This window comes from Saccharothrix syringae (assembly GCF_009498035.1).
Classification (GTDB): Bacteria; Actinomycetota; Actinomycetes; order Mycobacteriales; family Pseudonocardiaceae; genus Actinosynnema; species Actinosynnema syringae.
Map to the genome: position 1 here is coordinate 479,079 of NZ_CP034550.1, position 18,833 is coordinate 497,911.

The following is an 18,833-nucleotide window of genomic DNA, read 5'->3' on the forward strand; positions in this document are numbered from 1 at the left end:
TTCCGTACATCTTCGCCCGATGATCACCCGATCGTGTCAGCGAGAGGACGACGTCCCTGTGATCATAGCCGGTCCTGCCTGCGCAAACCGATCTGCCGCCACCCGCGCCGCTTGCCGTCGCGCGCCTGGCCGTTCGTCTCCGCCTGGGCCGGGTCGAACCGGCGGGGCCTGCGGACCGCCCGCAGCGCCGCGCCCGCCACGCGCCCCCGCAGCGGCTGCCGCAACCCCAGCCGCCGCGCGGCCACGCCGTGCGCCCGCTTGATCGCCCGCCGGTCGGCCGCGGGCACCTCCCACGCCTCCGGGTGCTTGGCCAGCCACCGGTACCGGCGCACCGAGTACGGCAGGTGCCCCAGGTACACGAGCATCGCCGCGATCAGCGCCACCAGCGGGAACGTGATCACCGCCGCCGCCAGCAGCCCCACCAGCACCAGCAGCGGCGCCACGAGCCGCGGCGGGACCTTGATCGTCTTCACGGACAGCGTCGGGATGCGGCTGACCAGCAGCAGCGCGATGGCGACCGTCCACACCGCGACGACGACCTGCCCGGACCACCACCCGCCACGGCCCAGCTGCTCGTCCACGATCAGCGGCAGCAGCAGCAGCAACCCGCCCGCGGGTGCCGGCACGCCGACGAAGAACTCCTTGGTGAACGGCGGCCGCTCGACCTCCAGCAGCGTGTTGAACCGCGCCAGCCGCAGCACCATGCACACCGCGAAGATCAGCGCGACGACCCAGCCCTCGCGCGCCCCGGGGTACTTCCACAGGTAGACCACGAGCGCGGGCGCCACGCCGAACGACACCGCGTCGGCCAGCGAGTCGAGTTCGGCGCCCATCTTGCTGGTCGCGTCGAGCAGCCGGGCGAGCCGCCCGTCCAGCCCGTCGAACACCGCGGCCGCGGCGATGGCCCCGATCGCCGCGCCCCACATCCTGACGCTGGCGAAGTACACCGCGGACAGGCCCGCGCACATGGCGAGCACCGTGATCGCGTTCGGCAGCAGCCTGATGCCCGGTCCGCCGGCCGTCATCGGCTCAACCCCCCGCGGGGAGCTCGGCGAGCACGGTCTCGCCGCCGATTGTCCGCTGGCCCGCCTCGACCAGCACCCGGCTGCCCGCCGGCACGTACAGGTCGACGCGCGAGCCGAACCGGATCAGCCCGTAGGTCTGGCCCGCGGTCACCTTGTCGCCCTCGGCGACGTGGCACACGATGCGGCGCGCCACCAGGCCCGCGATCTGCACGACCACCACGTCGTGCCCGTCGGCCGAGGTCAGCCACACCGCGTTGCGCTCGTTGTCCTCGCTGGCCTTGTCCAGGTCGGCGGAGAGGAACTTGCCCGCCCGGTACGACACGCGGCGCACGAGCCCGGCGACCGGGGTGCGCTGCACGTGCACGTCGAACACCGACAGGAACACGCTGATCCGCGTCATCGGCGCGTCGCCGAGACCCAGCTCGGCGGGCGGCGCGGCCTCGACGACGTGCGACACGGTGCCGTCGGCGGGGGCCACGGCCAGGCCGGGGCGGGTGGGCGTGGTGCGCCCGGGCTCGCGGAAGAACCAGGCCACCCACGCGGTCAGCAGCGCGCCGACGACGCCCGCGCGCTTGGAGTACCTGCGCAGCAGCAGCGTCACGACGGCCGCACCCGCCACGAACGGGCGGCCCGCGGGGTTCATCGGGGGGAGGATCCCCTTGGCGAGCTGGAGGAAGTGGGAGACGGCACCACGGTTCTGGTCGGTCATGGCTCTTCCGTTTTGGGGCGGTTCCGGCCCGCCACACGCTACGCGGCCGAGCGGTTCGGCGTCCCGTCCCCCGGCCGGCCCACCCGTGCGTCCCCCGACGAACGCACGGACCACCGGCCGGGGGCCGCGCCCAGTGTAATGCGCATCACAGCAAATGATCGATGTCCGCCACCCGAGCGACCGCTGTCCCGCGCGGACCGCTACCCGTGCAGCAGCCGCACCACGACCTCGTCGCCCGCGGCCAGCTCCGTCACGTCCTCGGGCACCTCGATCAGGCAGTCGCTGACCGCCAGCGCCGACAGCAGGTGCGACCCGGGCCCGCCCACCGGCGTCACCACGCGCCCGGACGCCGGGTCGTAGGCGCCGCGCCGGAACTGGGTGCGCCCGGCGGGCGAGGAGACCGGCGCGTTCAGCCGCGCCACCGCCGTGGGCCGCTCCACCTGCCGGAATCCCATGGCCGCGCGCAGGGCGGGCCGGACGAACACCTCGAACGACACCTGCGCGCTCACCGGGTTCCCGGGCAGCGTCGCCACCGCCACCCCCCGGTAACGGCCCGCGCCCTGCGGTCCGCCGGGCTGCATGGCGACCTTCGTGAACTCGACCCCGCGCCCGGTGAACGCGTCCTTCACCACTTCGTACGCGCCCGCGCTCACCCCGCCCGAGGTGAGCAGCAGGTCGAATGAGGCGATCCGCGATTCGACCGCGGCGTGGAATTGCGCGACGTCGTCCGGGACGAAGCGCAGCAATTCCGCTTCACCGCCCGCCTCGCGCACCGCCGCGGCCAGCATCACGCCGTTCGACTCGTAGATCTGCCCCGGCGCGAGCGGAACTCCGGGCCCGACCAGTTCCGACCCGGTCGACAGCACCAGCACCCGCGGGCGCCTGCGCACCGGCAGCTCCCCGAACCCCAGCGCGGCGGCCAGCCCGAGCTGCGCCGGCCCGAGCGGCGTGCCCGCGGTCAGCACCGTCGTGCCGGGCGCCACGTCGTCCGCGGCCCGCCGCACGTTCTGGCCGGGCGCCACCGACCGGTCCACGCGCACCGCCGACGTGCCGCCGTCGGTCCACTCCACCTGCACCACCGCGTCCGCGCCCTCGGGCACCGGCGCGCCGGTCATGATGCGGTGCGCGGTGCCCGGCTCCAGCGGCACCAGGTCCGTGCGACCGGCGGGGACGTCCTGCGCCACGGGCAGCTCCACCGGCACCGCGGCCACGTCCGCGGCCCGCACGGCGTACCCGTCCATCGCGGAGTTGTCGAACGGCGGCAGCGCGACCGGCGCCACCAGGTCGCGGGCCAGCACCAGCCCCAGGCAGTCCGCGACGGGCGCCGCCACCACCGGCGTGGCACCCACCAGCCCGGCGACGCGGGCCTTGTGATCAGCGACTCTGGTCAGCGCGTTGGACACGGGCACCATCCTGCCCGGCGCGTGGCAGACTGCCCCGAGCGGCTGAGCGGTCGATCGGGGTGAAGGGGGAGCGGTGCAGGTCCGGACGCGGCACACCCCCACCGCCGGCGTGGCCCGCCTCCTGCTCGCGCCGGGCGAGCCCGCGCTGGTCGAGCGCTCCTCGGTGCTCGCCACCAGCTACGGCACCGGCGTCGACCCGCGCGCGAAGGCGCCCGGCGTCACCGCCGCGCTGTGCACCGCGGGCCCGGAGGGCGGCTGGGTGGACGTCGCGCCCCCGCTGCCCGGCGACCTGCACGTGCTCGAACTCGACGGCAAGGCCGGCTGGTGCGTGTCCCGGACCGCCTGGCTCGCCTCGGCCGCCACCGCCCGCCTCGACCCGGCCGCCCCGCCCGTGCGCGCCCTCCACGGCGGCGACAGCGGCTTCCTCGCCCACGTCCACGGAACCGGTCCAGTGGTGCTGTCCTGCTACGGCACCCTCGACGTCGTCACCCTCGACGCGGGCGAGCTGGTCACCGTCGACGCCGGGCACGTGGTGGCCTTCGCCGACACCCTCCAGTGCCGGTTGCGCGCGGTTTCCCCCGACGCGTCCCAATCCGTTCGGAATGGCGAAGGGCTGCTCCTGGACTTCGCCGGTCCCGGCCTGGTGGTCACCCGCACCCACAGCCCGCGCTCATTGGTCAGTTGGTTGCGGGACAATGGTTTCAGTGCGCGCGCATGACTCCATAAGGAGGTATCGGCGGACCCCCTCGTGCCTCTAGCGTGGCGGTTTGCTCAGGTATTTCTCGAAGGAGGACGTCTTGGCTGTCGGCACGGTCAAGTGGTTCAACTCGGAGAAGGGGTACGGCTTCATCGCCGCCGACGGCGGGCCCGATGTGTTCGTGCACTACTCGGCGATTCAGATGGAGGGTTTCCGCACGCTGGCCGAGGGTGACCGCGTGGAGTTCGAGATCCAGGCGGGCCGCGACGGCCGCAGCCAGGCGTCGGACGTCCGGAAGGCCTCGTGACCTCCGCCCGACCCGCCCCGCGGCGGGTCGGGCGGCTTCCCGCCTTTGCCGGGAACCCCGCGCGAGCGGGAACCCGCGGACGTTAGGCTGCCTCGCGTGTCGGAGGACCTGACTGGGCGACGGCTGGGCCACTACCGGATCGACGGGGTGCTCGGCCGCGGTGGCATGAGCGTGACCTACAAGGCCACGGACGTCCGGCTGGGCCGGAAGGTCGCGCTCAAGGTCATCGGGGAGCACCTGACCGCCGACGCGGAGTTCCGCGAGCGGTTCGTCGACGAGGCCCGCAACACCTCGGCCATCGACCACGCCAACATCGTCCCGCTCTACGACTTCGACGAGGTCGACGGGCTGCTCTACATCGCGATGCGCCTGGTGGACGGCCAGGACCTCGCCGCGCTGATCAAGGACGGCCCGCTGCCGCCCGCGCGCGTCCTCACCCTGCTCGGCCAGGTCGCCGAAGCGCTCGACATGCTGCACGGCAAGGGCCTGGTCCACCTCGACGTGAAGCCCGCCAACGTGCTGGTCACCACCAAGGAAGCCTCGCGCGAGCACGTCTACCTCGCCGACTTCGGCCTGACCAGGCGCGGCGCCACCGGCCACCGCACCCGCACCGGCGACTTCCTCGGCTCGCCCACCTACGCCGCGCCCGAGCACCTGCGCGGCGAACCCCTCGACGGCCGCACCGACCAGTACGCGCTGGCCTGCATGCTGTTCGCCTGCCTGTCCGGGCGGCCCCCGTTCCAGGGCGGCGTGCAGGACGTCATCCAGGGGCACCTCGGCTCGGACATCCCCGCGCTGAGCGGCCTGGTGTCGCTGCCGCCCGCCATCGACGACGTGCTGCGCAAGGGCACCGCCAAGGACCCGGCGCAGCGGTACTCCTCGTGCGTGGAGCTGGTCAACGCGGCGCGCGTGGCGCTGTCCGCCGCACCGCAGACCGCCCCGCCCGGCCGGCGCGCCGACCTCGGGCCGCAGAGCGGCGGCGTGCCCGCGCAGCAGCCCTACCGGACCCCGTACCAGCAGCAGCCCGGGTTCCTCCAGGACCCCGTCCGGCTGCGCCCGCCCGCGCAGGTCGGCGGCGCGGGCGCGTTCACCGACACGGGCAGGTCCCGGCCGGTGTGGTTCGCGCCGGTGGTGGTGGGCGCGATCGCCATCGCGGCGATCATCGTGCTCGTCCTGATCCTCACGCCCAAGGACGAGCCGCCCCGGCAGCCCTCGCGGACCACCGGCCAGTCGATGGGCGTCGGCGGGACCACCGGCCCGTTCACCCAGCCCGGGTCACCCGCCTGACCTGTGCTTCTTGCACTCTCCTCCGTCGAGTGCTAAACACGGTGTTGGCACTCGGGCCCACTGAGTGCCAACACGCAGGCTGGGACGGTGAGGCCGGCTCCTCGCGCAGGGGCGGGTCGTCCGTCGCGGGCACCGAGCCTGGCCGAAGCACCGTGTTCCGCTGCGGGCGCGCGTCCGCAGTGGCCCCATTCGTAATCAGGCGGAGGAACACACCGCAATGGCCAAGATGATCGCGTTCGACGAGGATGCCCGCCGCGGTCTCGAGCGTGGCATGAACACCCTCGCCGACGCCGTCAAGGTGACGCTCGGCCCCAAGGGTCGCAACGTCGTGCTCGAGAAGAAGTGGGGCGCGCCGACCATCACCAACGACGGCGTCTCCATCGCCAAGGAGATCGAGCTCGAGGACCCCTGGGAGAAGATCGGGGCCGAGCTCGTCAAGGAAGTGGCGAAGAAGACCGACGACGTCGCGGGCGACGGCACCACGACCGCCACCGTCCTCGCCCGGGCGCTGGTCCGCGAGGGTCTGCGCAACGTGGCCGCGGGCGCCAACCCGCTGGGCCTCAAGCGCGGCATCGAGCAGGCCGTCGAGGCCGTCATCGAGCAGCTGCACAAGACCGCCAAGGAGGTCGAGACCAAGGAGCAGATCGCCGCCACGGCGTCCATCTCCGCCGGCGACTCGACCATCGGCGAGCTGATCGCCGAGGCCATGGACAAGGTCGGCAAGGAAGGCGTCATCACCGTCGAGGAGAGCAACGCGCTCGGGCTCGAGCTGGAGCTCACCGAGGGCATGCGCTTCGACAAGGGCTACATCTCCGGTTACTTCGTGACCGACCCGGAGCGGCAGGAGGCGGTCCTGGAGGACCCGTACATCCTGCTCTACGGCTCCAAGATCTCCACGGTCAAGGACCTGCTCCCGCTGCTGGAGAAGGTCATGCAGTCCGGCAAGCCGCTGCTGATCATCTCCGAGGACGTCGAGGGCGAGGCCCTGGCCACCCTGGTCGTGAACAAGATCCGCGGCACCTTCAAGTCCGTCGCCGTCAAGGCCCCGGGCTTCGGCGACCGCCGCAAGGCCATCCTCCAGGACATCGCCACCCTGACCGGCGGCCAGGTCATCACCGAGGACGTCGGCCTCAAGCTGGAGAACGCCGACCTGTCGCTGCTGGGCAAGGCCCGCAAGATCGTCGTCACCAAGGACGAGACCACCGTGGTCGAGGGCGCCGGTGACGCCGAGCAGATCCAGGGCCGCGTCAACCAGATCCGCGCCGAGATCGAGAAGTCGGACTCCGACTACGACCGCGAGAAGCTGCAGGAGCGGCTGGCCAAGCTCGCCGGCGGTGTCGCGGTCATCAAGGCCGGCGCCGCCACCGAGGTCGAGCTGAAGGAGCGCAAGCACCGCATCGAGGACGCGGTGCGCAACGCCAAGGCCGCCGTGGAGGAGGGCATCGTCGCCGGTGGCGGCGTGGCCCTGCTGCAGGCCGCCGAGGCCGCGTTCGCGGGCCTGAAGCTGACCGGCGACGAGGCCACCGGTGCCAACATCGTCAAGGTCGCCGTCGAGGCGCCGCTGAAGCAGATCGCCGTCAACGCCGGCCTCGAGGGCGGCGTCGTGGTGGAGAAGGTCAAGGGCCTGCCCGTCGGCCACGGCCTCAACGCCGCCACCGGCGAGTACGAGGACCTGCTCGCGGCCGGCGTGCCGGACCCGACGAAGGTCACCCGCTCGGCGCTGCAGAACGCCGCGTCGATCGCCGCGCTGTTCCTGACCACCGAGGCGGTCGTCGCGGACAAGCCGGAGAAGTCCTCGGGCGCCCCGGCCGTGCCGGACGCCGGCGGCATGGACTTCTGACCTCGACGGTCGCCCGGCCGGTGACCGGCGGTCGGTGATCCCGGTGGGTTCGGGGTTGCCGGGGTCGGTGGTTGGTGGTCGGTCGTCGGTGACCGGTGAGGTGCGGCCGGTGGATACCGGTCGAGCCAAGTCCGGGTCGGTGACGGTCCGGTCGGTTCGGTTGGTTCACACGGTCGTGTGAAGGCATGGAAGGGCCCGGTTCGCTTCTCGCGAACCGGGCCCTTCCGCGTGTATAGGTGGGGTGGAATCGAGGTGGAGGGGGCGGCAAACCCGATCGGGTGATCATGGGGACGAAGATGTACGGAAACGCTGTTACGGCCATCGGTTAGAGATATCGACGCCCGAACCACCCGGCCTGCCCGCCTACTTCGACCACCCGCCCGCACCGCCACCCCGACCGCCTACCCCGACCGCCAGCCCCACCTGCCCGGCCGACCCTCAGCCCCAACTACCCGGCCCGACGACCTGGCCCGACTGCCAGCCCCAACCACCTGCTCCGGCTGTTCCACTCCGACCACCTGCCCCGGCTGCCCACCCCAATTGCCTACCCCGACTGCATGTCCGACTGCCCGCCTGAGCCGGCCCAACCACCCGCCTCGACCGCCTGCCCCTGGCCGCCCACTTCGGCCAACCTGCCCGGCGACCCGCCGTGGCCACTCGCCCGGCCTGCCTCGCCTGGCCTGGATCGCCCGGCCTGCCTCGCTTAGCCTGGATCGGTCGGCCGGCCTGCCTCACCAGCTTGCGACCGGCCGCTGCGACTGGCCGCTGCCGAGACCGGTTGCTGCGACCGGCCGCCATTGCGGCTGGTGGCTGTCGCTGCGATCGGGCCTGCCGCTGCGATCGGTCCGTCCCGCTTGGCCTGGCTCGTCTGGCCCTGGTGGTCCCCGTTCGGCTCCTGTCGGCCGGCCCTCGCGTAGCTGTTGGCCCGTCCGGCTTTCTCGTCCGGCTGGGGATTTTCGGTTGGGTTTTCCGGCCGGTGGTGGCGGTCTTGTCGGCCGCGGGTCGTTTTTTGTGGGCTTGTTGGGTGCGGGTGTGTCAATGGTGGTCCGTGGTCGTTGTGCGACTGGGTGGGCCGCGCTTGCATTTCGGGCCTTCGTCGCTGGATTGGCGGGCAATTCGCGGCGGGTGCTTGGGTGTGTCTTGGCGTTGGGGTTGTCTCGGGGTGAGTGCCCGGTTGTGCGAGGTCATCGGCGGGTTTCTCGGTCGCTGCGCCTGGCCGCGGGCAATTGCGGTGATCGCGGCGCTCTGGTTGTGGTCTTCGGGTTCGCTGTTGCCTTGCCCGGTTTTTGGTGGGTGGCGCGGGATGGTGTGGGATTTTTGCTTCATTCGGGACTGGGGGCGGCGGTGTTGTTGATAGCGTGACGACGGTGGGCTTGGTGCGTTGATCGGAGATTTTGGTGGTGTATCGGCATCTGGTGGACGTGCACGTGGCGCTTGTTCGGGGCGACGGTCACGTGCTGCTGATCCGGCGGCGTGACAGCGATTCCCGATTCGACGGGCTCTGGCACCTGCCTGCCGGGAAGGTCGAGGCGGGGGAGTCGCTGGTGGCCGCGGCCGTGCGGGAGGTCGCGGAGGAGGTGGGGGTGGTGGTGCGTGGGGAGGATTTGACGTTTGTGCACGTCACGCACGCTGTTGCGCCTGCGGTCGAGGCTCGGGTGGGGGTGTTCTTCGAGGTGCGTGAGTGGGGTGGGGAGCCTGTTGTCCGTGAACCCGAGAAGTGTTCCGAGGTGGGGTGGTTCGCGGTCGGCGCGTTGCCCGGTGACCTGCTGGACTACTCGGCCATCGGGTTGTCGGTGATCAGGGGGCGGGTTGCGGGGGAGCAGGTCTCCGGTGGGAGCTGCTTCAGCGTTTATGGGTGGGGTGGGTGATTGAGGGGTGCGGCCGGGTTAGGCGCCGAAGCACACGAATGGGCGACGTAGGGGGTCCACGGCGGTCGCCTCCGCCAGGGCGTGGGGGGTGGGGCGGCCGCTGGACAGGAGTTTGTGGAAGGTCTCCATGGTCAGGGCGGCGGCCTGGTCACCCACCTTGTTGACGGCGGCGACCACCGTCCGTGAGCCGCTGGCCAGGAGGGCGCCCGCGAAACCCAGGGCTTCGTCACCCGGTCGTATGTGGCTCAGGGCCAGGGAGCACGCGGCGAGGATCACCTGTTCGGGTGCGGTTCGCAGGCGGGCGGTTTCGTGGGCGAACAGGGGGCCGTCGGCCAGTTCCAGGCGGGAGAACAGGGCGTTGTCCGACTCGTGCTCGCCGTGGGCGGCTATGTGGGCCAGGCGGGCGCCGTCCAGGTGGGTCAGGACTTCGGCCACTTCTTCGGCCGTCACCGCGTCGGGGTAGGTGGCGCGCAGGTTGCTCACCTCGCCCACTGCCTCGGGCAGGTTCGGGCCGCCCACCAGGACCACGCGAGAGGCCGAGGACCCGGGTGCCGACGCCGCGTTCAGCCAGGCCGTGGCGGACGGGGCCACCACCACCGGGCGGCCGTGCAGGGACGGCAGTGCGTTCCACGGCACGGCGTAGAGGTCGCCGGTGGGGACCACCACCAGGTCGCGCCCGCCGACCAGGGGCGACAACGGGGCGATCAGCGCCCCGTCCAGGACCTCGGCGCGGCGGGCCGCCGACGCGGTGATGGCGTCCGCCAGGGGTTTGGGCAGGCGGTCCGGGGCCAGGGCGTCCAGGTCGGCGTGGAGCTGCCTGGCTTGTTCGAAGACCTCCGTCGCGTCGCCCAGGCGCACCAGGGTCGCGTCGCCCTCGGCCAGGACCACGGCGGACAGGACGTTGCCGTGCGCCACGAAGCTCACCATCGCGCGATCACCCAGTCGGGCGTGCACGTCGGTCACCCGGCACACCGGGCGAGGGCGGCCCCACACGCTCGTGTGCCACCCCAGTCGGGCGACTTCGCGCTGCAACGGCTCCAGGCGGGCCTCCAGCTCGTCGGCGGGACGACCGTCCAGGCGCGCCTGCTGCACGGCCCGCGACAGGGTCCGCGACTCGGCCACGCGCCGCGCCAGCACGGGGTCGTCGATCGCGGGCAGGGGCTCGTAGCGGTAGACCTGGGCCCGGGTGCGCTCCAGCCAGTCGAACGCGGTGCCGGCGTCCCCACCCCGGTCGAGGACCAGGCCGATGGCGAGTTCGCCCAGCTCACGGCCGTGCACGGCGGTGCCGCACAGCAGGTCCAGGCCGCCGACGCGGTCGCGCGCCAGGCCCAGTTCGGCCAACCCCTCCTCGGCCTCGCGCAGCGCCGCGGCGGGTGAACCGGTCGCCACGGCCAGCTCGGCCCGGCACAGCCGCAGCAGCATCCGGTGGTCGATCGGGGTGATCGGGCCGGGCACCGGCACGCGGGCCAGCAGCTCGCGGGCGGTGGTGACATCGCCCCGGCGGACCGCCATCCGGACGGCGAGCAGCGTCGCCACGGCCGCCTCGTCGGTGAGGCCCACCGACCGCAACCGCTTCGCCAGGCCCGCCGCCTTCGCCGGGGTGGCGAGGGAGGAGGGGAACGGGGTGGGCGAGGTGTGGTGGTGCGCGAGGGTCGGGTGCGGCCGGGGCGGGATGACGGTCTGTTCGGGGGTGGTCGCCTGGGCGGGGATGGTCGCCGCGGGCCGGGGACCGGGGGCGGGGGTGTCGGTGGAGTGGTCGGCGACAGGCTGGTCGAGAGCGACCCGGCCCACGGCCTGAGCTGCGGCCTGACCCGCGTCCCGGCCTGAAGCCCGACCTGCGGCTTGACCCGCGCCCCCGCCTGAAGCCAGAGCCGCGTCCTGACCGGCACCCCGACCGGCACCTTGATCGGCACCCCGACCGGCGTCCTGCCCCGCCGCGAACTCGGCCCGCATCCGCATCAGCGCCGCCAGCTCGGCCCACGGCTTGCTCCCCCGCCTGCCGAACCGCCGCCGCGCCCGCGCCGCCAGGTCGCGGGCCACCGCGTGATCCCCCTGCAGCAGCGCCGCCGCGGCCCGCCCCAGCTCCGCCTCCGCCAGGTCCTGCCCCACCCGCCGCCGGCGCAGGACGACCAGGGCCTCGTCCAGGTGCTTGGCCGCCTCGGCGGCCAACCCCGCCGCCAGCAGCGTCCGGGCCTGGTCGATCCGCAGCCGGGGCACCAGGTCCGGCGCCAGCGCCGACAGCGCCCGCCCCGCCCGCTCGTAGTGCCCGAGCGCGGCCGGCAGGTCGCCGGACAGCTGCGCCACGTCCCCCAGGTTGTTCAGCGCCTTCGCCTTGAGCAGCGGCTCGTCCTCGGCCTCGGCCAGCTCGATGGTGCGCCGCACGTCCCGCTCCGCCGCCTCGGGCAGCCCGAACGCGATGTTGGTCAGCCCCCGGTTGATCAGCGCCGTGGACAGCGCCGTCGCGTCGACCGCCCCGGCCGCGCGCCCCTCCTCCAACCGCCGCACGGACTCGTCGTAGAGGGCGATCGCGTCGGAGGTCCGCCCGGCCCGGTGCAGGATCAGCGCCCGCTGGTCCTGCACGATCGCGCCCAGCCCGAGCCGCTCCGGGCCCTCGGGCAGGCCCGCCACCAGGCCGTCGGCGGTGGTGAGGTGGGCCAGGCCGTCGTCGACCGACCCGGTCTCGGCCTCCGCGTAGGACAACGTGATCAGGATTCGGATGCGCAGCGTGGCGGCTCCCGGGGGCGCCGGCAGCGCGCCCAGTGCCCGGCGCAGCAGCTCCACCGCGTCGGCCGGGCGCCCGGCCGACGCGGCTCGGTAGCCTTGTTCACGCAGCTCGGACGCCAGTTCGACGCTGTTCCGGACAGGCTCGGTGGCGGGTACCGCGGCACGGGACGGTGGCACGTCCCCAATGCCAGCACACCGGGCGTGCCCGAGGAGCCGTCTTGTGGACATTCCGGCTGAGCCGAACGGGTCACTCTCCGTGAGTACCCGTCGATCGACCGAACGTGACGCCCCCTCTAGAGCATGATCGTCGGCGTCACGACCGTCCGGCCGGGCTCGCCGCGCGAGTTCACCAGGTGCACCACGATCTGCGTGGTCCCGGCGGGCACGTCGGACAGCACGAACCGCCCGCCGTCGTCGGCCTTGGTGGTGCTCGACTCGTGCTCGGCCACCCGCACCTCGACGGTGTGCTCGCCCGCGGGCACCAGCCAGCCGTCGATGCGGTGCCGGGCGCCGGTCGAGGTGAAGTTCACCATCAGGGTGAGGTTGTCCACCGTGAAGGTGATGGTGCCGGGGCCGCCGCCGCGCACGCCGGCGAACGAGCCGGCCCGCTCCCAGCGCGCCACCTCGACGTCCAGGTTCTCCAGGGCCACCGCGAACTGGATGCGCTCGACGAGCCCCACCGGGGGCGCGTCCAGCTCGTACACCAGGCGGTTCAGTTCAGTGAGGACAGCGGTGTCCTCTTGGCCTCTGCGGTCATCGCGCGGGTCGATGTCGTTCACCGCGATCCTCCTTCCGCGTCGAGATGTGCGCGCAACGTCGTCAAGCACCGGCCCCTGGTCGGGCCGATGCTGCCGCGCGGCATGGACAGTGCTTCGGCGACCGCGCGGTACTCCGCCCGCCCGGCCAGCACGGTGAGTCGCAGCAGCTCCTGGCACTTCTGCGACAGCCGCCCGAACGCGCGCCACAACCGGTGGTCCCGGTCGTCGACCAGGGCGGCGTCCTCGGGCAGGCCGTACTCGCTCTCCAGTTGTTCGGCCAGCTCGTCGTTCAGCGCCGCTTCCCGGCGGCTGGGCGTCCAGGTGCGCTGGGCCTCGCGGCGGGTGGTCACCACGAGCCACCCCGCCAGCGCGCGGGGTTCCGCCAGGCGGTCGAGGTGCCGCAGCAGCGCGAGCCACACCGTCTGCACCACGTCCTCCGCGGTGCTGCGGTCCAGCCCGTGGCCGCGGGCCACGTGCCACACGAGCGGGGTGAGGTCGGCGATCAGCACGTCCAGCGCCCTCCGGTCGCCGGCGCGCGCGGCGACGACGCAGGCGGCGTGCCGGTCCGTGCCGTCCAAGCCCTCCCACGGTGGGCGCTCACCCGCCGTGCGCAGTTCTCCCACGTCGTCACCTCCTCCTCGGCATCCCCCGGCCGGAGCTGATCGTCACACATCTCCCCCACCACCGTCGCGGCGGCGGTCCGCGATGCCCCCCTCGCACCGCGGACCGCCGTTCCCCTCCGCGGGCGGTTCCGATCGGCACCCCTCGAAGCCGATCGAACCCGCCCCGTCCCCCAGCGTCCTCAGTTGGTGCCCACCGGCTCGCTGTGCGTCTGGTGCTGCCCGGCCGGGGTGGCGGGCGGCAGGTCCGGGTCCTGCTGGTCGGCGAGCTCCTGCTCCAGCTCGGCGAGTTCGGCGAGGTCCTCGTCCAGGTGGACGAGGTCGTCGTCGACGCCAGGCGGGTTGGCGTTCATCCGGTGTCTCCTCAGTCGGGGTTGAGGATCGGTCATAGGGAAAAGAGTGAGTAGTTCTACGCTGGATACGCGGACCGCGGTTGACATTTGACTTTTCCCCGGCCGGCCCCGGCACGGCCTATGGTCCAGACCATGCTGGAAGTCATCGCGCTGCACGCCGCCGACGCCGAGGCCGCCCAGGCCGGCGGCGCCGACCGCCTGGAACTGACCGTCGACATGGCCGCGGACGGCCTCACGCCCCCGGTGCGCGTGCTCCGGGAGGTGCTGGGCGTCACCGACCTGCCCGTCCGGGTGATGCTGCGGGACGCGCCGGGGTTCGCGCCCGGCGACCCCGACCGGCTGCGGCGCGACGCCGCGGCGCTGCGCGGGGCGGGCGCCTCCGAGTTCGTGCTCGGCTTCCTCGACGGGCGCCGGCACGTCGACGTCGCCGCCTGCGAGGCCGTGCTCGCCGAGCTGGCCGGCTGCGCCTGGACGTTCCACCGCGCCCTGGACCACTCCGTCGACCCCGAGGGCGCGTGGGACGTCGTGGCCGGCCTGGGCTGCGACACCGTGCTCGCCGCCGGCTCGCCGCGCGGCGTGGCCGACGGCCTGCCGGTCCTCGAACGGCTCGCGCGCCGCGACGGGGCGCGCCTGCTCGTCGGCGGCGGCCTGAAGGCCGAGCACGTCGCACCGCTCAAGGCCGCCGGGGTGACCGCCTTCCACGTCGGCGGCGCGGTCCGCCCGGGCGGCTGGGACGCGCCGCTGTCCGCCGACGCCGTGCGCGCCTGGGCGAATCTGGTCTAGACCGCTTGCCGAATCGGTCATAGCATCCCCGTTGCCTCCCGTGAAACAGACGTTGCACAGGACGCAACATGGCGAGAAGAGGTGGCGAGGATGCGGTTCGTAGTGGCAGCAGCCGTGGGCGCCGCCGTGCTGGCCGGGTGCGCCCCGGTCCAGTCCGGCCCGGCGTCCACCGGCACCGACGAGCAGACCGGCCAACTCCGGGTCTGGTTGTTCGACGAGGTCAACCGCGGCCCCAAGGAGGCCGTGGTGCAGGAGGCCGTCGCCGAGTTCCAGAACGCGCACCAGGGCGTCACCGTCGACGTCCAGTACATCCAGGTGCAGACCCGCGCCGAGCGCTTCAAGGCCGCCTTCAGCGACCCGCAGAGCGCGCCCGACGTCGCCGAGTTCGGCAACACCGACCTGGCCGGCTACGTCGCCGGCGGCGGGTTCGCCGAGGTCGACCTGGCCGGCTGGGAGGACGGGAAGGACCTGCTGCCCGCCGTGCTCGACACCGCGAAGGTCGACGGCAAGGTCTACGGCGTGCCGTGGTTCGTCGGCGTGCGCGCGCTCTACTACCGCACCGACGTCTTCGGGGAGCTGGGCCTCCGACCCCCGGCCACCCTCGACGAGATCGCGCCGCTGGCCCGCCGCGTCCGCCAGGCCAGGCCCGACCTGCTCGGCATCTCCGCCGGCGGCAAGTACACCTACGGCGCCATGCCGTTCGTGTGGGCCAACGGCGGCGACATCGCCAGGAAGGACGGCGACGGGTACGTCTCCACCATCGACAGCGCCGAGTCCAAGGCGGGCCTGCGCCAGTACACCGAGCTGATCGCCGACGACATCTGCCCGCCCGCCCAGTGCGCGGGCAACGGCGGCGACGCCAGCGTCGAGGCGTTCCGCGCCGGCAAGGCCGCGATGGTCGTCGGCGGCGACTTCAACCGCAAGTCCGTCGACGCCTCCAGCGCCGCCGGCAAGTACGCCGTGGTGCCCCTGCCCGGCAAGACCCCCGGCTCGATCGCGCCCGCGTTCTCCGGCGGCAACCTGCTCGGCGTGCTCGGCGGCTCCCAGCGCAAGACCCTGGCGACCGAGTTCGTCAAGCTCCTGGGCGGCAAGACCTACCAGCGCAAGATGTTCGACGCCATGGGCAACCTGCCCACGTTCGGCGACGTGCAGCGGGAGGTCTCCGCGGCCAACCCCGTGCTGGAGCCCTTCGTCAAGACCCTGGAGGCGGGCACCCGCTTCGTGCCGGTCACCCCCGACTGGGCCAAGGTCGACGCCCAGGCCGTGCTGCCCAACCTGCTCCAGAAGGTCGCCGCGGCGGGCGACGACCTCGACACCGCGGCCAAGGCGGCGGCCGACGAGATGAACGCCGCGTTCGGTTCATGACCGTCCCCGTCAAGCGGGGCGACGGCCGGGTCGCCCTGACCTACCTCGCCCCCGCCCTGCTGGTGCTGGTCGGCCTCATGGGCTACCCGATCTACCAGCTCGTGCTGATCTCGCTGTTCGACTACGGCCAGGAGCAGGTCAGCGGTGGCGCGCCGCTGACGTTCCTGGGCCTGGGCAACTACGCGCGCCTGCTCGCCGACGACCGGTTCTGGGCCGTGCTCGGGCAGACGGTCGGCTTCGCGGCGGTGTGCGTGGCGGGGACCCTGCTGGTCGGCGCGGCCCTGGCGGTGCTCGCCACCAGGGTCCGCGCCTGGGCCCGGACCACGCTGTTCCTGGCCGCGCTCGGCGCGTGGGCCACGCCCGCGGTGGCCGGGTCCACGATCTGGCTGTTCCTGTTCGACGCCAACCTCGGCTTCGTCAACGAGGTGCTGGGCACCACCGGGTTCTCCTGGACCTACGACAAGTGGGTCGCCTTCGGCCTGGTCGCCGCGCAGGTGATCTGGTGCTCGTTCCCGTTCGTCATGGTCACCCTCTACGCGGGCATCAGGGCCATCCCCGGCGAGGTGCTGGAGGCCGCGGCCCTGGACGGCGCGTCCACCGCGCGCACCGCCACGGCGGTGATCCTGCCGCTGCTGCGGCCGATCCTGGTCGTGGTGACCATCCAGTCGATCATCTGGGACTTCAAGGTGTTCACCCAGATCTACGTGATGACCAACGGCGGCGGCATCGCCGGGCGCAACCTCGTGCTCAACGTCTACGCCTACCAGCAGGCGTTCGCCGCCTCGGAGTACGGCCTCGGCGCGGCGATCGGCGTGGTGACCACGGTCCTGCTGCTCCTGGTCACCGCCGGCTACCTGAGGGCGCTGCGGCGCGGCGGGGAGGAGCTGTGAACCGGCGCGTCTCCCGCGGGGTCGCCGAGGCGGTGGCCGTCGCCGCCGCGGCGGTGGTGGCGTTCCCGCTGTACTGGATGGTGCTGACCGCGCTCAAGCCCGAGGCCGAGGTCGTCTCGGCCGACCCGCGGCCGTGGACGCTCGCGCCCACCCTGGACAGCTTCGTGCGCGCGCTGACCGTGCAGAGCTTCGGCCGCTACCTGCTCAACAGCCTCGTGGTGGCCACCGCGGTGGTGCTGCTGAGCCTGCTGCTGTCGTTCCTGGCGGCCACCGCGCTGACCCGGTTCCGCTTCCGCGGCCGGACCACGATGCTGGTCATGCTGCTGGTGGTGCAGATGGTGCCGGTGGAGGCGCTGACCATCCCGCTGTTCTTCGTGATGCGGTCGGTGCGCGACGTGGCGCCGGCGTTCGGGCTCAACCACCTCGGGTCGCTGGTGCTGGTGCACCTGGCGTTCAGCCTGCCGTTCGCGATCTGGATGCTGCGCGGGTTCGTCGCCGCGGTGCCCGCCGAGCTGGAGGAGGCCGCCACCCTCGACGGCGCGTCCCGCTCCCGCTTCCTGTGGACGGTGCTGTTCCCGCTGGTGGCGCCCGGCCTGGTGGCGACCAGCGTGCTGTCGTTCATCCACGCCTGGAACGACTTCCTGTTCGCCAAGACCTTCATCATCTCGGCGGCGGAGAACCAGACCCTGCCGCTGGCGCTGCAGGTGTTCGTCAAACCCGACCAGAACGACTGGGGGGCGATCATGGCCGGCTCGACGCTGATGACCATCCCGGTGCTCGTGTTCTTCATCGTCGTCCAGCGGCGGCTCGTCGCCGGCCTCGCCGGGGCGGTGAAGTCGTGATCCTGCTGCCCCGCCCCGCGTCCTACACCGCAGGCGAGGGCGAGGTCGACTTCGACGGCGACCACCTGGTCGAGTACGTCGAAGGGCCCGCCGAGGGCTACCGGCTGTCCGTGACGCCCGGGGGCGTCCGCGTGCTCGCCTCCGACGCCGCCGGCGAGTTCTACGCCCGGCAGACGCTGCGGCAGCTCGCCGGGCCCGCCGCGTTCCGCGCCGTGCCGCCCGGACGGGTGCGGCTGCCGGTGTGCGAGGTGGTCGACCACCCGAGGTTCGCCTGGCGCGGCGTGATGCTCGACGTCGCCCGGCACTTCCTGCCCAGGCACGACCTGCTGCGCTACGTCGACCTGCTCGCCGTGCACAAGCTCAACGTGCTGCACCTGCACCTGACCGACGACCAGGGCTGGCGCTTCGAGTGCCGCCGGTACCCCCGGCTGCACGAGGTCGGCGGCTGGCGCCCGGACTCCCGGTTCGGCGACCGCCGCTCCGGCGGCACGACCGGCCGGCCCCACGGCGGCTACTACACGCAGGACGACCTGCGCGAGGTCGTGGCGTACGCGGCGGCGCGGCACGTCACCGTGGTGCCCGAGATCGACGTGCCCGGCCACAGCCAGGCCGCCATCGCCGCCTACCCCGAGCTGGGCGTCTCCGGCGGTCCGGTGTGGACGGACTGGGGCGTGAACCCCAACGTGCTCAGGGCCGACGAGGCCGTGGTGGAGTTCTACCGGCACGTGTTCGACGAGCTGCTCGACGTGTTCCCCGGCGAGGTGGTCGGGCTCGGCGGCGACGAGGCCGAGGGCGGCGACGGCCGGTTCGTCCGGCGCATCGCCCGGCACCTCGTCGAGCGCGGCCGGCGGCCGTTCGGCTGGGACGAGGTGCTCGACGCCGGACCCCTGCCCGCGAGCACGGTCGTCGCGTCGTGGCGCGGCGAGGAACCCGGCCTGCGCGCCCTGGCGCGCGGCCACGACGTGGTCATGTGCCCCGAGCGGCACCTCTACCTCGACTACCGCCAGTCCGACGACCCCGACGAGCCCATCCCCGTCGGCACCGTCACCACCCTGGCGGACGTGTACGGCTACGAGCCGGCGGCGGCGGACCGGGTGCTCGGCGCGCAGGCGAACCTGTGGACCGAGCACCTGGACTCGCCCCGGCGGCTCGACTACGCCGCCTTCCCCCGGTTGAGCGCCTTCGCCGAGGTGGTGTGGAGCCCCGCGCCCCGCGACGGGGACGGGTTCACCACCCGGCTGGCCGAGCACCACCTGCCCCGGCTCGACGCGCTCGGCGTCGAGTACCGACCCCTCGACGGTCCCCGACCGTGGCAGGTCCTCCCGGGCGTGCCCGGCTTCCCCCGATGACCCCGACGACCCC

General features: G+C 73.0%; 17 protein-coding genes. 10 read left to right on the plus strand and 7 right to left on the minus strand.

The genetic code is table 11. From position 1 onward, the window contains the following. Nucleotides 1-62 precede the first annotated feature (62 nt). The 3 genes from pssA to moeA all read right to left on the minus strand — a co-directional run bounded on the left by pssA (nt 63) and on the right by moeA (nt 3,146). Nucleotides 63-1,025 carry a CDP-diacylglycerol--serine O-phosphatidyltransferase gene (pssA, locus tag EKG83_RS02230; protein WP_033432239.1) on the minus strand — a complete coding sequence of 321 codons (963 nt, stop codon included), beginning with the start codon at nt 1,023-1,025 and terminating at the stop codon, nt 63-65. A gap of 4 nt (nt 1,026-1,029) precedes the next feature. Next, complete coding sequence (locus EKG83_RS02235) at nt 1,030-1,734, minus strand: phosphatidylserine decarboxylase (RefSeq protein WP_033432238.1); 705 nt, start codon at nt 1,732-1,734, stop codon at nt 1,030-1,032. 200 nt (nt 1,735-1,934) lie between these two features. After that, nucleotides 1,935-3,146, minus strand: a complete 1,212-nt coding sequence (gene moeA, locus EKG83_RS02240; RefSeq protein ID WP_033432237.1) for a molybdopterin molybdotransferase MoeA — start codon at nt 3,144-3,146, stop codon at nt 1,935-1,937. A gap of 64 nt (nt 3,147-3,210) precedes the next feature. Between moeA and EKG83_RS02245 the strand changes: the two genes are divergently transcribed. The 5 genes from EKG83_RS02245 (at nt 3,211) to EKG83_RS02265 (ending at nt 9,136) form a co-directional block, all read left to right on the plus strand. Next, nucleotides 3,211-3,855 carry an AIM24 family protein gene (locus tag EKG83_RS02245; protein WP_033432236.1) on the plus strand — a complete coding sequence of 215 codons (645 nt, stop codon included), beginning with the start codon at nt 3,211-3,213 and terminating at the stop codon, nt 3,853-3,855. 79 nt (nt 3,856-3,934) lie between these two features. Next, nucleotides 3,935-4,141 carry a cold-shock protein gene (locus tag EKG83_RS02250; RefSeq protein ID WP_033432301.1) on the plus strand — a complete coding sequence of 69 codons (207 nt, stop codon included), beginning with the start codon at nt 3,935-3,937 and terminating at the stop codon, nt 4,139-4,141. A 96-nt stretch (nt 4,142-4,237) separates the two neighbouring features. Beyond that, a complete protein-coding gene (locus EKG83_RS02255) occupies nt 4,238-5,428 on the plus strand; it encodes a serine/threonine-protein kinase (RefSeq protein WP_051766223.1) in 1,191 nt (396 codons plus the stop codon). Between the two features lie 217 nt (nt 5,429-5,645). After that, nucleotides 5,646-7,268, plus strand: coding sequence for a chaperonin GroEL (groL, locus tag EKG83_RS02260; RefSeq protein ID WP_033432235.1), 1,623 nt, complete (start codon nt 5,646-5,648; stop codon nt 7,266-7,268). Nucleotides 7,269-8,683: 1,415 nt separating this feature from the next. Next, nucleotides 8,684-9,136, plus strand: a complete 453-nt coding sequence (locus EKG83_RS02265) for an NUDIX domain-containing protein (protein ID WP_228122478.1) — start codon at nt 8,684-8,686, stop codon at nt 9,134-9,136. Nucleotides 9,137-9,154: 18 nt separating this feature from the next. Here the strand turns inward: EKG83_RS02265 and EKG83_RS47375 are convergent, their stop codons facing one another. The 4 genes from EKG83_RS47375 to EKG83_RS02285 all read right to left on the minus strand — a co-directional run bounded on the left by EKG83_RS47375 (nt 9,155) and on the right by EKG83_RS02285 (nt 13,591). Next, nucleotides 9,155-12,037, minus strand: a complete 2,883-nt coding sequence (locus EKG83_RS47375) for a CHAT domain-containing protein (RefSeq protein ID WP_228122479.1) — start codon at nt 12,035-12,037, stop codon at nt 9,155-9,157. Between the two features lie 116 nt (nt 12,038-12,153). Continuing rightward, entirely contained in the window at nt 12,154-12,576 is a 423-nt protein-coding gene (locus EKG83_RS02275; protein WP_407690774.1) for a carboxypeptidase regulatory-like domain-containing protein, read from the minus strand. 59 nt (nt 12,577-12,635) lie between these two features. Beyond that, entirely contained in the window at nt 12,636-13,241 is a 606-nt protein-coding gene (locus EKG83_RS02280) for an RNA polymerase sigma factor (protein WP_033432233.1), read from the minus strand. Between the two features lie 179 nt (nt 13,242-13,420). After that, the gene (locus EKG83_RS02285) at nt 13,421-13,591 is read right to left on the minus strand and encodes a hypothetical protein (RefSeq protein WP_153277843.1); all 171 of its coding nucleotides are present in this window, start codon (nt 13,589-13,591) and stop codon (nt 13,421-13,423) included. Between the two features lie 132 nt (nt 13,592-13,723). Here EKG83_RS02285 and EKG83_RS02290 point away from each other — a divergent pair, with 132 nt between their 5' ends. The 5 genes from EKG83_RS02290 to EKG83_RS02310 all read left to right on the plus strand — a co-directional run bounded on the left by EKG83_RS02290 (nt 13,724) and on the right by EKG83_RS02310 (nt 18,820). Then, nucleotides 13,724-14,374, plus strand: a complete 651-nt coding sequence (locus EKG83_RS02290; protein ID WP_228122480.1) for a copper homeostasis protein CutC — start codon at nt 13,724-13,726, stop codon at nt 14,372-14,374. Between the two features lie 90 nt (nt 14,375-14,464). Next, the gene (locus tag EKG83_RS02295) at nt 14,465-15,739 is read left to right on the plus strand and encodes an extracellular solute-binding protein (protein ID WP_033432231.1); all 1,275 of its coding nucleotides are present in this window, start codon (nt 14,465-14,467) and stop codon (nt 15,737-15,739) included. Beyond that, a complete protein-coding gene (locus EKG83_RS02300; protein WP_033432230.1) occupies nt 15,736-16,629 on the plus strand; it encodes a carbohydrate ABC transporter permease in 894 nt (297 codons plus the stop codon). Before EKG83_RS02295 ends, EKG83_RS02300 begins: the two co-directional genes overlap by 4 nt. Continuing rightward, nucleotides 16,626-17,471, plus strand: a complete 846-nt coding sequence (locus EKG83_RS02305) for a carbohydrate ABC transporter permease (protein WP_033432229.1) — start codon at nt 16,626-16,628, stop codon at nt 17,469-17,471. Before EKG83_RS02300 ends, EKG83_RS02305 begins: the two co-directional genes overlap by 4 nt. Then, nucleotides 17,468-18,820, plus strand: a complete 1,353-nt coding sequence (locus EKG83_RS02310) for a beta-N-acetylhexosaminidase (protein ID WP_033432228.1) — start codon at nt 17,468-17,470, stop codon at nt 18,818-18,820. Before EKG83_RS02305 ends, EKG83_RS02310 begins: the two co-directional genes overlap by 4 nt. The last annotated feature ends 13 nt before the right edge of the window (nt 18,821-18,833 follow it).